General features: G+C 69.0%; 11 protein-coding genes. 5 read left to right on the top strand and 6 right to left on the bottom strand.

Features of this window, described 5'->3' with window-relative positions; translation table 11 throughout:
• Together typA and ACR9E9_RS06450 are read right to left on the bottom strand one after the other, a co-directional pair.
• Window positions 1–1,896, bottom strand: coding sequence for a translational GTPase TypA (gene typA, locus ACR9E9_RS06455; RefSeq protein ID WP_435202837.1), 1,896 nt, complete (start codon window positions 1,894–1,896; stop codon window positions 1–3).
• 98 nt (window positions 1,897–1,994) lie between these two features.
• On the bottom strand, window positions 1,995–2,954 hold the full coding sequence (locus tag ACR9E9_RS06450; RefSeq protein WP_435202835.1) for a hypothetical protein: 960 nt from the start codon (window positions 2,952–2,954) through the stop codon (window positions 1,995–1,997).
• 330 nt (window positions 2,955–3,284) lie between these two features.
• On the opposite strand from ACR9E9_RS06450, the gene ACR9E9_RS06445 reads away from it, so the two are divergent.
• The 5 genes from ACR9E9_RS06445 to ACR9E9_RS06425 all read left to right on the top strand — a co-directional run bounded on the left by ACR9E9_RS06445 (window position 3,285) and on the right by ACR9E9_RS06425 (window position 9,268).
• Window positions 3,285–4,943: an ABC transporter substrate-binding protein gene (locus ACR9E9_RS06445; RefSeq protein ID WP_435202833.1), complete on the top strand. Its 1,659-nt coding sequence runs from the start codon at window positions 3,285–3,287 to the stop codon at window positions 4,941–4,943.
• Between the two features lie 110 nt (window positions 4,944–5,053).
• Window positions 5,054–6,061, top strand: a complete 1,008-nt coding sequence (locus ACR9E9_RS06440) for an ABC transporter permease (protein WP_435202831.1) — start codon at window positions 5,054–5,056, stop codon at window positions 6,059–6,061.
• Window positions 6,058–7,071, top strand: coding sequence for an ABC transporter permease (locus ACR9E9_RS06435; RefSeq protein ID WP_435202829.1), 1,014 nt, complete (start codon window positions 6,058–6,060; stop codon window positions 7,069–7,071). The genes ACR9E9_RS06440 and ACR9E9_RS06435 overlap by 4 nt, the downstream gene beginning before the upstream one ends.
• A 5-nt stretch (window positions 7,072–7,076) precedes the next feature.
• A complete protein-coding gene (locus ACR9E9_RS06430; protein ID WP_435202827.1) occupies window positions 7,077–8,102 on the top strand; it encodes an ABC transporter ATP-binding protein in 1,026 nt (341 codons plus the stop codon).
• Window positions 8,099–9,268: an ABC transporter ATP-binding protein gene (locus ACR9E9_RS06425; RefSeq protein WP_435202825.1), complete on the top strand. Its 1,170-nt coding sequence runs from the start codon at window positions 8,099–8,101 to the stop codon at window positions 9,266–9,268. The genes ACR9E9_RS06430 and ACR9E9_RS06425 overlap by 4 nt, the downstream gene beginning before the upstream one ends.
• Window positions 9,269–9,339: 71 nt before the next feature.
• On the opposite strand, the gene ACR9E9_RS06420 is transcribed toward ACR9E9_RS06425, so the two are convergent.
• Genes ACR9E9_RS06420 through ACR9E9_RS06405 form a run of 4 tightly spaced genes read right to left on the bottom strand, consistent with a single transcriptional unit; the run spans window position 9,340 to window position 13,350 of the window.
• Window positions 9,340–10,422, bottom strand: coding sequence for an ABC transporter ATP-binding protein (locus ACR9E9_RS06420; RefSeq protein ID WP_435202823.1), 1,083 nt, complete (start codon window positions 10,420–10,422; stop codon window positions 9,340–9,342).
• Window positions 10,415–11,419 carry an ABC transporter ATP-binding protein gene (locus ACR9E9_RS06415; protein WP_435202821.1) on the bottom strand — a complete coding sequence of 335 codons (1,005 nt, stop codon included), beginning with the start codon at window positions 11,417–11,419 and terminating at the stop codon, window positions 10,415–10,417. Before ACR9E9_RS06415 ends, ACR9E9_RS06420 begins: the two co-directional genes overlap by 8 nt.
• A gap of 19 nt (window positions 11,420–11,438) precedes the next feature.
• Window positions 11,439–12,428 (bottom strand): ABC transporter permease, encoded by a 990-nt coding sequence (locus tag ACR9E9_RS06410; protein ID WP_435202819.1) that lies wholly within the window; start codon window positions 12,426–12,428, stop codon window positions 11,439–11,441.
• The gene (locus tag ACR9E9_RS06405) at window positions 12,421–13,350 is read right to left on the bottom strand and encodes an ABC transporter permease (RefSeq protein ID WP_435202817.1); all 930 of its coding nucleotides are present in this window, start codon (window positions 13,348–13,350) and stop codon (window positions 12,421–12,423) included. The genes ACR9E9_RS06410 and ACR9E9_RS06405 overlap by 8 nt, the downstream gene beginning before the upstream one ends.
• Window positions 13,351–13,447 lie beyond the last annotated feature (97 nt).

The raw sequence follows: 13,447 nt of genomic DNA, 5'->3' as shown, positions 1-13,447 counted from the left end.
TCAGGAGTTGCGGGCGCGCGCGGCGGAGCGGGCCCGCAGGTTGCTCGCGAGCTCGACCTTGCGGATGCGCACGTCGTCAGGGGTGACCTCGACGCACTCGTCCTCACGGCAGAACTCCAGGGACTGCTCGAGGCTGAGACGGCGCGGCGGCACGACCTTCTCGAAGTTGTCGGCCGACGACGCGCGCACGTTCGTCAGCTTCTTCTCCTTGGTGATGTTGACGTCCATGTCGTCGGCTCGCGAGTTCTCGCCGATGATCATGCCCTCGTAGACCTCGGTACCGGGCTCGATGAAGAGGGTGCCGCGCTCCTGGAGGTTGACCATGGCGTAGGACGTCACGGGACCACTGCGGTCCGCGACGAGCGAGCCCGAGATGCGGGTGCTGATGGTGCCGAACCACGGCTCGTACCCCTCGAAGACGTGGTGGGCGATGCCCGCGCCACGCGTCTCGGTGAGGAACTCCGTGCGGAAACCGATGAGGCCGCGCGACGGCACGAGGAACTCCATCCGGATCCAGCCGGTGCCGTGGTTGGTCATCTGCTCCATGCGGCCCTTGCGGGCGGCGAGGAGCTGGGTGATCGGCCCGAGGTACTCCTCGGGGGTGTCGATCGTCAGGCGCTCGACCGGCTCGTGGACCTTGCCCTCGACCTCACGGGTGACCACCTGCGGCTTGCCGACGGTCAGCTCGAAGCCCTCACGACGCATCTGCTCGACGAGGATCGCCAGTGCGAGCTCACCACGGCCCTGGACCTCCCAGGTGTCCGGACGCTCGGTCGGCAGGACCCGCAAGGAGACGTTGCCGACGAGCTCCTTGTCGAGGCGGTCCTTGACGAGGCGCGCGGTGACCTTCGTGCTCCGGGTCTTGCCCCGGCCGACGAGCGGCGAGGTGTTGGTCCCGAGGGTCATCGAGATCGCCGGCTCGTCGACGGTGATGACCGGCAGGGGGATGGGGTTGTCCGCGTCGGCGATCGTGTCGCCGATCATGATCTCGGGGATCCCCGCGATGGCGATGATGTCGCCGGGGCGGGCGGCACCCTCGTCGAGCGGCTTGCGCTCCAGGCCCTCGGTCATGAGCAGCTCGGTGACCTTGACCTTGTGCTGGGTACCGTCGTGGCGGCACCAGGTGACCTGCTGGCCCTTGCGGACCTCCCCGTTGAAGACGCGCAGCAGGGCCAGACGGCCGAGGAAGTTGCTCGAGTCGAGGTTGGTCACGTGCGCCTGGAGCGGGGCATCGTCCTCGTAGGACGGCGCGGGGATCGTCTCCATGATCGTCCGGAAGAGCGGCTCGAGGTCGGCATTGTCCGGCAGGGTGCCGTCGTCGGGGCGGCTGAGGCTCGCCGCTCCGGCCTTGCCGGAGGTGTACACGATCGGGAACTCGATCTGCTCCTCGTCGGCGTCGAGGTCCATGAAGAGCTCGTACGCCTCGTCGACGACATCCGCGATGCGGCTGTCGGGACGGTCGACCTTGTTGATGGCGAGGATGACCGGCAGCTTCGCCGCGAGCGCCTTGCGCAGCACGAAGCGGGTCTGGGGCAGCGGCCCCTCGGAGGCATCGACGAGGAGGACGACGCCGTCGACCATGGACAGACCGCGCTCGACCTCGCCACCGAAGTCGGCGTGACCGGGGGTGTCGATGATGTTGATCGTCGCGCCGTCGGGGGCGTCGTGGGCTGCCGCTGACGGCCCGTTGTAGTGGATCGCCGTGTTCTTGGCGAGGATGGTGATGCCCTTCTCGCGCTCGAGATCACCGCTGTCCATGGCCCGTTCATCGACGTGGTCGTGCTCGCCGAAGGCTCCCCCCTGCCAGAGCATCTTGTCGACGAGCGTGGTCTTTCCGTGGTCGACGTGGGCGACGATGGCGACGTTTCGGATGTCGCTGCGGGTAGTCAGGGGCATGATGGCCATCCTTTCAGGCAGTGCACGCTCGCCCCAAATGAGCACCCACGCCCTCCCCCTTCGCCTGGCGGCTCTGCACGCACCTGTGTCCCGGTATTTCAGGTGCCGGGTGGGCCCGACGCCGTCACCCTGGCCCGGGCCCGTGACCGGGAGACCGCGGCGAGGACCTTGCGCTGCACGGTGACGGGGTCCGCGAGCTCCGCCCAGGTGAGGCGCACCACCTCGTGACCGAGCTCCCGCAGGCGGTCCTCGCGCACCTTCTCCGCCCGGAGGTCCCTGACGTCCTCGTACTTGGCCATCCCGTCGACCTCGATGACGACCCCGTACTCCTCGAGGAGGAAGTCGACCCGCGCCACGAACCGGCCCCCTTCGTCGCGGATCTCGACCTGCGGCGTGGGTTGGGGGATGCCGGCCAGGCCGAAGACCCATCTCGCCCGGGACTCTGCCGCCGACTCGATGCGCGGGTCGGCGAGGCGCACCACCTGCGCCGGGACCCTGGAGGACCGTGCCGCGCCCAGCGCCGTCAGCGCGGCGTGGAGCTCCTCCGTGGTGCACCTCCTCGCCCGCAGGGCGCCGTCGGCACTGACGAGCCCCGCCTCGCCGCCGGCGAGCGCCGCCACCTGGACGCACGCGGCCGCGGGCCGGACCACCGCGATGCCCTCGTGCCGGGTGACGAAGGGAGGGGGCACGGGTCGGTGGAAGCTCACCCGCGCGTCGGTGCGCCCACGACGGCCGTCGGTCGCGGTGAGGTGGACGCGGTCATCGACGTCGTGCAGGGGCACCCCCCACACGGCGAGCGCGCTGTGGTGGCTGAGCACGAGCGCCGAGTCGGCCGGCAGGGTCGCGGCGACCGCACGAGCGCGCAGGGCGTGTCGCTCCCACGGCAGGGCCGCGTGCCAGAGCGCGCCGTCAACGAGGGCATTGCGCCGCACCCGCACGAGCTGGCCCGTGCGCAGGGCGCGGGTGATCTCCCGCGGAGCGACCCCCGTGCGCTGCAGGCGGGACGCCGAGGCGACACCCCCCAGACCGGTGATGACGGTGGCGATGCGCGTGTCCATGGACGGAGCCTGCCGCGCACCGGCGCCACGGCCGTCGACTTCTCCACACTCCCCCTTCGCCTGACGGCGCAAGGCGCAGCCGTGTCCCGGCATTTCAGGTGCCAGGTGCGCACAACGACGGACGGCGGGGCCGAATGAGGGTTTTCCCTCGCCGCAGGAGGTCCTGCGGCCAGCCGGTCTCACTCCGATAAAGGTCGTCGCCAAGGCCCCCCTGCACCGCAGGATCGGACTAGATTGCCGGACCAACCCGTGTGCGGTGGATCACTGCTATGCACGGCACCTTCTCGGGCGGTCCCCCGCCCGGACCGACTCGATGAGCGAGGAACCCACATGTCGATGAGGAAAGCAGCTCCGCTGGCGGCACTGGCCGCCACCGCCCTGGCTCTGAGCGCCTGCGCCGAGAGCGAGCGCGACGACTCCGGCGGCGGGGGTGGCGAGTCGGGTGGCACGTTCACCTTCGGCGCCGCCGGCGCTCCGGAGGTCTTCGACCCCTTCTACGCCACCGACGGTGAGACCTTCCGGGTCACCCGACAGATCTTCGAGGGCCTCGTGGAGGTCAAGCCCGGCAGCGCCGAGCTGGGCCCGGGCCTGGCCGAGAAGTGGGAGCCGTCCGAGGACGGCAAGGAGTGGACCTTCACCCTGCGCGAGGGAGTGACCTTCTCCGACGGCGCGAAGTTGGACGCGGACGCGGTCTGCGCGAACTTCGAGCGGATGGCCGACCAGAACAAGGCGGCCCAGTCCGGTCCGGCGGAGTACTGGAGCACCGCCATGGGCGGCTTCGGTGAGGATGCGCTCTACGACGGCTGTGAGGCCGAGGACGACATGACCGTCGTGCTCAAGGTCAAGAGCTCGACCTCGAAGTTCCCGGCGATGCTCTCCCTCTCCTCCCTGGCCATCCAGTCGCCGAAGGCGCTCGAGGAGGGCAACGCGAACGACGTCAAGACCCAGGGTGAGGGCTTCGTCTACCCGGAGAACTCCAAGAAGCCCGTCGGCAGTGGCCCGTACACCCTCGAGGAGTACGACGAGGCGAACAAGACGGTCACGCTCAAGCGCAACGACGACTACTGGGGAGAGAAGGCGAAGACCGAGAAGATCGTCTTCAAGATCATCCCGGACGAGACGACCCGCCGGCAGGAGCTCGAGGCCGGCAGCATCGACGGCTACGACCTGCCGAACCCGGTCGACTGGAAGGGCCTGGAGGACGAGGGCAACAACGTCGAGATCCGCGACCCCTTCAACATCCTCTACATGGGCCTCAACCCCGAGGCGAACCCGACGCTCAAGGACGTCAAGGTCCGTCAGGCGATCAACCACGCCATCGACCGGGAGGGCCTGGTGAAGTCGCAGCTGCCCGACGGCGCGACGGCGGCCTCGCAGTTCATGCCCGACACGGTCAGCGGCTACAACAAGGACCTCGAGCCCTACGAACACGACGTGGAGAAGGCGAAGTCCCTGCTCAAGGAGGCGGACGCCGAGGGGATGACCCTCCAGTTCGCCTACCCGAGCGAGGTCTCCCGCCCGTACATGCCCAACCCGCAGAAGCTGCACGAGGCGATCACGAACGACCTCGAGGAGGCGGGCATCAAGGTCGAGGTGACGACGAAGCCGTGGAACGGCGGCTACCTCGACAACGTCGACGCCCACAGGTACGACGCCTTCCTGCTCGGCTGGACCGGTGACTACGACTCCCCGGACAACTTCATCGGCACCTTCTTCGGCAATGCCAAGCTCAACGACTTCAGCACCGTCGCCGGTGGGTACGGCACGGAGCTGTCGAAGGAGCTCGCGGACGCGGACTCCACCGTGGACGAGGACGAGCGCGCCACGAAGTACGAGGAGATCAACACGAAGATCGCCGAGGAGTACGTCCCCGGCGCGCCGATCTCGCACTCGCCGCCGGCGATCGTCGTCAGCGACGACGTCGAGGGTCTGACCGCGAGCCCGTTGACCGCGGAGAAGTTCTCGACCGTCACCGTCGGCGGCAAGTGATCGGGGGCAGCACCCCCTTCCCGTCCTGACCCCTCCGGACGGTTCGGGGCCGTCATGACCACCACCGGTCGTGGCGGCCCCGGCCCCCGCCAACAGCAAGGTCCCCTCCCGTGCTGAAGTTCATCGTCCGACGGCTGCTGCAACTCGTCGCCGTCGTCTTCGTCCTGTCGATCATGCTCTTCGCCTGGTTGCGTGCCCTGCCCGGCGGGGTCGTCTCGGCGATGCTCGGCGAGCGCGCCACCGCCGAGACACGGGCCGCACTGACGGAGGCCTTCGGCCTCAACGACCCGCTCTACGTGCAGTACTGGAAGTTCCTCTCCCGCGCGCTGCACGGTGACTTCGGTGTCTCCACCGCGGTCCTGCCGGGCAAGGAGGTCACGGCGATCCTCATCGCCCGCTTCCCGGCGACGATCGAGCTGAGTGTCGTCGCGCTCACCCTGGCCATCTCCCTGGCCATCCCCCTGGGCTACCTCGCAGCACGGAAGCGGGCGAGCCTCCTCGACAACGTCTCGATCATCGGCTCCCTCGTCGGGGTCGCCGTCCCGGTCTTCTTCCTCGCCTTCCTCCTGAAGTACATCTTCGCGATCAAGCTCGGCTGGCTACCGGTCTCGGGCCGTCAGAGCGTGCCCGATGCCACGCACATCACCGGCTTCTTCGTGCTCGACGGGCTGCTCACCCGCGAGTGGGACGCCGCCTGGGACTCCTTCAAGCACCTCATCCTCCCCGCCATCGCGCTCGCCTCCATCCCCTTCGCGATGATCTTCCGGATCACCCGTGCCTCGGTGCTGGAGGTCCTGGACGAGGACTTCGTGCGCACCGCCCAGGCGAAGGGCCTGAGCAACCGCGTCGTGCGCGGCCGCCACGTCATGCGCAACGCGCTGCTGCCGGTCGTCACGGCCGTGGGTCTGCAGACCGGTGCCCTGCTCTCGGGTGCCGTGCTGACCGAGACGGTCTTCAACTTCCCCGGCATCGGCGAGGCCCTGAAGGTCTCCTTCAGCCAGCGCGACTACCCGGTGCTGCAGCTGATCGTCTTCGCCGCAGCGATCACCTACGTGCTCGTCAACCTGCTCGTCGACATCCTCTACGCCGTGATCGACCCCAGAGTGAGGACCCGATGACCGACGACCCGACCCCACCCCAGAACCCCCGACGGGGCCTGGGCGCCCGGCGCAAGCAACGCATCGACGACCTCGCCGCGACGAGCGGCGGCACGGCCACGCTGACCGTCGCCGAGGCCGGCACGATCGAGGACACCGGCGGCGTCGGCCTCATCGGCTCCGCCTGGCGGCGGTTGCGCCGCGACCCGGTCTTCCTCACGGGTCTGACGATCACGACCCTGTTCGTGCTGCTCGCGATCCTCTCTCCCTGGCTGGCCCCGCACGACCCGGCCAAGTGGCTCCTCAGCGACCAGATCTCCCAGCAGAGCAACCCGGTGCCCGGGCCGCAGCCCGGGTTCCCGCTCGGTGGGGACTCCAAGGGGCGCGACCTGCTCTCCCGACTGCTCGTCGGCAGCCAGCAGACCCTCATGGTCGGCGTGCTGGCCACGGTCGGCGGACTCACCGGCGGGCTCATCCTCGGCACCATCGCCGGCGCCTTCGGCGGTTGGGTGGACTCGTTGGTCATGCGCATCGTCGACGTCATGCTGTCCATCCCCTCCCTGCTGCTCGCCGTCTCGATCTCCGCGCTCGCGACGAACCCGAGCCAGTGGACGGTGATCATCGCCGTCGGCACCGTGCAGATCCCGATCTTCGCCCGGCTGCTGCGCGGCTCGATGCTCGCCCAACGCAGCAAGGACCACGTCCTCGCCGCCCGGGCACTCGGGGTCAAGCAGTCCGCGATCGTCCTGCGGCACATGCTGCCGAACTCGCTCGGCCCGGTCATCGTCCAGTCCACCCTCGTCCTCGCCACGGCGATCATCGACGCGGCGGCCCTGTCCTTCCTCGGCCTCGGCAACCCCGACGACAGCAAGCCCGAGTGGGGACAGATGCTCGGCTCGGCGCAGAACCTCTTCAACTCCTACCCGCACCTGGCCTTCTACCCGGCGGCGTGCATCATCGTCGTCGCCCTCGGCTTCACCCTCATGGGTGAGTCCCTGCGCGAGGCCCTCGACCCCAAGTCCCGGCGGTGACCGCGATGACCAGCTCCTCCCCCCTCCTGTCCGTGCGCGACCTGTCCGTCACCTTCGGGATGAAGCGCGAAAGCTCCTTCACCGCCGTCGACGGACTGAGCTTCGACGTCCACCCCGGCCAGACCGTCGGCATCGTCGGCGAGTCCGGCTGCGGGAAGTCCGTGACCTCGTTGGCGATCATGGGCCTGCTGCCCGAGCGCGGCAACACGGTGACCGGCACCGTCGGCTACGACGGCCAGGACCTGCTCGCGCTGTCCCGCAAGCAGATGGGGGGCAAGCGCGGCAAGGAGATCAGCATGATCTTCCAGGACCCGCTCTCCTCGCTCAACCCCGTCGTGCCCATCGGGCGGCAGGTGACCGAGGTGCTCGAGCGCCACCAGGGCCTCTCCCGCAAGGCGGCCACCCCCCGCGCGAAGGAGATGCTCGACAAGGTCGGGATCCCCGACCCGGAGCGTCGGCTGACCGACTACCCGCACCAGCTCTCCGGGGGGATGCGCCAGCGGGCGCTGATCGCCATGGCCCTGGCCTGCGAGCCGCGGCTGCTCATCGCGGACGAGCCGACGACGGCGCTCGACGTGACCATCCAGGCGCAGATCCTCGCGCTGCTGCGCGAGCTCGTCGAGGACACCGGCACGGCGCTGATCCTCATCACCCACGACCTCGGCGTCGTCGCCGGGCTGTGCGACGAGATCAACGTCCTCTACGGGGGCCGGCTCGTCGAGCGGGCCGAGCGCCATGAGCTCTTCGCGCAGCCCCGCCACCCCTACACCGGCGGACTGCTGGCCAGCGTGCCGAGCCTGGAGGGCGAGCGCGGCGGCCGGCTCAACCCGATCCCCGGATCGGTCGCCGACAACCTCCCGTGGACCGGCTCCTGCGCCTTCGCCCCCCGCTGCGCCAATGCCACCGACCGCTGCCGTGAGCTCGCCCCCGACCTCGCGGTCGAGTCGAACCACCGGGCCCTGCGGTGCTTCAATCCCCTGGCCGGGGCCCCGTCGCCCGCCGAGGGCGAGACGAGAGAGGCGGTCCGATGACCACTGACGCCACGAACAGCACCACGGCCGGTGCCCCGTCCACGACCGCCTCCGGAGAAGTCCTCGTCGACGTGCAGGACCTCAAGGTCCACTTCCCCATCACGAAGGGGATCATCTTCGACAAGGTCGTCGGGCACGTCTACGCCGTCGACGGCGTGGACCTGCAGCTGCGGCGCGGTGAGACCTATGGCCTCGTCGGCGAGTCGGGGTGCGGCAAGTCGACCCTCGGCCGGGCGATCCTCCACCTCGAGGCGCCGACGTCCGGCACGGTCACCTTCAACGGGACGCCGATCAGCACCCTCACCGGCGAAGAGCTGCGCACCCGTCGCCAGGGTCTGCAGATGGTCTTCCAGGACCCGATGGGCAGCCTCGATCCACGGCAGAGCGTGGAGGCACTGCTCGTCGAGGGGATGCGGGCGCACGGGCTGGTCAAGGACGCCAAGGAGGCCGTCCCCCGCCTGAAGCAGCTGCTCACCGACGTCGGCCTGCCCCAGGCGGCCCTGAAGAAGTACCCCCACGAGTTCTCCGGCGGTCAGCGCCAGCGGATCGGCATCGCGCGCGCCCTGAGCGTCAACCCCGAGCTCATCGTCGCCGACGAGCCGGTCTCCGCGCTCGACGTCTCCGTGCAGGCGCAGGTGATCAACCTGCTCGCCCAGCTGCAGGAGGACTACGGGCTGACCTACCTCGTCATCGCCCACGACCTCGCGGTCGTGCGGCACATCTCGGACCGGGTCGGGGTGATGTACCTCGGTGGGCTCGTCGAGGAGGCGGACGCGGACGACCTCTACGTCGCCCCGCTGCACCCCTACACCCGGGCGCTGCTCTCCGCCGTCCCGGTCCCCGATCCGGTCGTCGAGGACTCGCGGGAGCAGATCCTCCTGCCCGGCGATCTCCCCTCCCCCGCGAACCCCCCGGCCGGCTGCCGCTTCCACACCCGCTGCCCGTGGCGTCAGGAGACCCTCTGCGACACCGAGCGTCCGCAGATGCGGGTGGTGCAGATCGAGGGCGCCGGGACCGGGCACAAGGTCGCCTGCCACTTTGCCGAGCAGATCGAGTCCGGGGAGATCACCGCGCACACCGCCGAGGCCGAGATCGACCCGACCGGTACGGCCCTGGCTGCGGACGCGGCCTCGCAGCGGCTGACGGGGGACCTCCCCTTCGCCTGACCCCTGCGGAGACGGACGAAGGGGGTGGCCCACCGGTTGGTGGGCCACCCCCTTCGTGTGGTGGCTTCGACTCAGGCTCCGGTAGCGGGGATGTCCTGCCCGGCGAAGATGCTGTGCTGGTCCTCGCCGGAGACGTCCTCGGTCTTGACGATGGCGCGCGGCTCGGCGAAGTGACACCGGGAGTCGTGCGCGTCGGCCCCGTCCGGGCGGGGCATGAGCTCCGGCCCCGGCTCGGTCCGGCAGATGTCCTGCGCCTTCCAGCACCGCGTGTGGAACCGGCACCCTGCCGGCGGGTTCGCCGGCGAGGGGACGTCGCCCTGCAGGACGATCTGCTCCCGCTGCCCGCGCAGCGTCGGATCGGGCACCGGCACCGCCGACAGCAGTGCCTGGGTGTACGGGTGCGTGGGCCGGGAGTAGATGTCGTCCTCGTCGCCGATCTCGACCATCCGCCCGAGGTACATCACGCCGACCCGGTCGGAGATGTGCCGGACCACCGAGAGGTCGTGGGCGATGAAGACATAGGACAGGCCGAGCTCGTGCTGCAGCTTCTCCATGAGGTTGATGACCTGGGCCTGCACGGAGACGTCGAGCGCGGAGACCGGCTCGTCGCAGATGAGTACCTTGGGGTTGAGCGCGATCCCGCGGGCGATGCCGATGCGCTGGCGCTGACCCCCGGAGAACTGGTGCGGGTAGCGGTTGATGTGCTCGGGGTTGAGCCCCACGAGCTCGAGCAGCTCCTGCACGCGGGCCTTGCGTTTGTTCTTCGCGACGACGTCCGTGTGGATCTCCAGGGGCTCGGCGACGATCTCGCCGACCGTGCGTCGCGGGTTGAGCGAGGTGTACGGGTCCTGGAAGACGATCTGGATGTCGCGGCGCAGGCGCCGCATGGCCGCCCCGGACTGGGCGAACATGTCCGTCCCGTCGAACTCGATGGTGCCCTCGGTCGGCTCCTCCAGGCGCATGAGCAGCCGTCCCAGGGTGGACTTGCCGCAGCCGGACTCGCCGACGATGCCGAGGGTCTCCCCCCGGCGCAGCTCGAAGTCCACGCCGTCGACGGCCCGGACGTGTCCGACCGTCCGGCGCAGGATGCCGCCCTTGATCGGGTAGTGCTTCTTCAGGCCGGTGGCCTTGAGGATGACGTCACGATCAGGCATCGAGGACCTCCTGGCTGAAGTGGCAGGCAGAGCTGCGCTGCGGGCCGATCTCGAGCAGCTCGGGGCGCTCGGTGCGGCAGATGTCCCGGGCCATGACGCAGCGCGGGTGGAAGGCACACCCCGGAGGGATCCGGGTGAGGTTCGGCGGCAGGCCGCCGATCGCCGAGAGCTGCTGACCCTTCTGGTCCAGTCGGGGGATCGACTCCAGCAGGCCCTTGGTGTAGGGGTGCCCCGGCCGCGCGTAGATGTCGCCCACCTCCGCGCGCTCGACGATCCGCCCGGCGTACATCACCGCGATCCGGTCCGCGACGTCCGCGACGACACCGAGGTCGTGGGTGATGAGGATCATGCCCATGTTGTGCTCGTGCTGCAGGTCCTGGAGCAGGTCCATGATCTGGGCCTGGACCGTGACGTCGAGGGCCGTGGTGGGCTCGTCGGCGATGAGGACCTTCGGGTTGAGGGCGATCGCCATGGCGATCATGATCCGCTGGCGCATCCCACCGGAGAACTGGTGCGGGTAGGCCTTCACCCGCTGCTTCGCGCCCGGGATGTTCACCCGCTCCATCAGGCGCACGGCCTCCGCATAGGCATCGGACCGGTTGGCCCCGCGGTGCTTGCGGAACATCTCGCCGATCTGCCACCCCACCGGGAAGACGGGGTTGAGGGAGCTCAGGGCGTCCTGGAAGACCATCGAGATCTCCGGACCGCGCCCCTTGCGTCGGGTCTCCTCGTCCATGGTCAGCAGGTCCTGACCCTTGTAGAGGATGCGACCGTGCGGGATCCGGGCCGGGGGCGTGTCGAGGATGCCCATGATCGCCTGTGCGGTCACCGACTTGCCCGAGCCGGACTCCCCGAGGATCGCCAGCGTCTCCCCCTCGTCGAGGGAGAAGTCGACGCCGTTGATGGCCTTCGCCACCCCTTCGCCGGTGTGGAACTCGACGAACAGGTCCTCGACGGAGAGGAGGTGCTCCGCTGACGGTGTCGTCTGGGTGCTCATGTGATCACTCACCTTGCTCTCAGCGACTCTTCGGGTCGAAGGCGTCACGCACGGCGTCGCCGAGCATGATGAAGGCCAGGACCGCGAGGCTGAGGAAGAGGGCCGGGAAGAAGAGGATGTGCGGGTAGGACCGCAGCGGCACCAGGGCGTCGCTGATCATCACGCCCCAGGAGACCGTCGGTGGCACGAGCCCGATCCCGAGGAAGGACAGCGTCGCCTCGGCGGCGATGTAGGCGCCGAGGTTGATCGTCGAGACGACGATCGCCGGCGCCATCGCATTCGGCAGGACGTGCCGACGGATGATCCGCAGCGGGGAGGCCCCGAGCGCCCGAGCAGCCTGGACGTAGTCGTTCGGCTTGACCTGGATGACCGAGGAGCGCATCAGGCGCATCAGGCTCGGCCAACCGAAGATCATGAAGACGAGCACGACCTGCATGATCACGCCGAAGTACCCCTGCAGCGGGATGCCGAAGATGTCATCGCGCTCCCGGATGGAGGACAGGAAGATGATGCCGGCGAGCAGCAGCGGGATGGCGAAGAAGATGTCGCCGAAGCGGCTGATCAGGGTGTCGACCAGGCCGCCGACATAGCCCGCGACGAGGCCGAGGAAGGAGCCTAGGAGCAGCACCCCGAGCGTCGCGAGGATGCCCACGAGGATCGAGGCGCGGGCACCGTAGATCGTGCGGGAGTAGATGTCGTAGCCCTGGGTGTCCGTGCCGAACCAGTGCTCGGCGCTCGGCGTCTCGCGAGCGATGGACAGGTCGTTCCAGCCGGGCGAGTACGTCGCCAGCAGCGACGGCCAGGCGGCCATGACGATGAAGATGACGATGAGGACCGAGGAGACCCAGAAGAGCGGGTTGCGGCGAAGGGAGCGGAAGGCGTCGGCCGACAGCGACCGCGCCGTCCCGGTGTCGGCCTCCGCGACCGCGTCGGTGCCCGACGTGGCGGCCACGAGGTCCTCCGGCTCGGTGTTGCGATCGGTCTCGGGTGCGGTGTTCTTGTCAGTCATTGCTGATCCTCGGGTCGAGCGCGCCGTAGAGCAGGTCCACGATGAGGTTCATCACGAGGTAGACGATCACCAGTGCGGTCACCGCACCGACGACCGCGATCCCGTCGCGGTTGCGGATGCCGGTGAAGATGTACCCGCCGACTCCCGTGACGTTGAAGATGCCCTCGGTGACGATCGCCCCACCGAGCAGGGCCCCGAAGTCGTAGCCCATGAAGGTGATGACGGGGATCAGCGAGTTGCGCAGGGTGTGCACGCCGACGATCCGACGGTTGGACAGCCCCTTCGCCTTGGCCGTGCGGACGTAGTCGGACTTGATGTTCTCCGCGATGTTCGTGCGCATGAGGCGGGCGATGTAGGCCAGCGAGGTCGACCCGAGCACGATCGCGGGCATGAGGAGAGCCATGAAGCTCGGGTTGTCGCCGCTGGCGAGCGCCGGGACGATCTCCAGGTTGAGCCCGAAGAAGTACTGCATGACCGTACCGATGACGAAGATCGGCACCGAGATGACGAAGAGGGTGCTCACGAGGACGAGGTTGTCGATGAACCCGCCCTTGCGCAGTCCGGCGAGGACACCCGCGAGGATCCCGAGGACCCCCTCGAAGACCAGGGCCATCAGCGCCAACCGGCCGGTGACGGAGAACCGCTCCTGCAGCTCTTCGGCGACGGGGACGCCGTACTGGTTCTCACCCAGATCGCCCTGGAGCACGTCACCCATGTACTTGGCGTACTGGACGGGGAGGGGATCGTCGAGGTTGTACTTGTCGCGGAATTCGGCGACGTAGGCCGGGGGGCAGGCGCGTTCACCACACTTGCCGGCCGTGGGGTCACCGGGCATGGCGAAGACCATGGCGTAGATCAGGAACGTCGAGAAGATGACCACCGGGATCATCTGCAAGAAGCGCCGCGCGATGTACTTGCCCACGTTTCCACCTCCTTGTCGATCAGCATGCGCGCCCGCTCTCGCGGCGCGGTCGAGGGTAGCTCATTGGCCCTGCGACCGGACGACATCCGATCGCTCG

This window comes from Janibacter sp. GS2 (assembly GCF_051200835.1).
Classification (GTDB): Bacteria; Actinomycetota; Actinomycetes; order Actinomycetales; family Dermatophilaceae; genus Janibacter.
The sequence above is the reverse complement of the archived record's forward strand: the minus strand, read 5'-3'. Positions and strand labels throughout refer to the sequence as shown.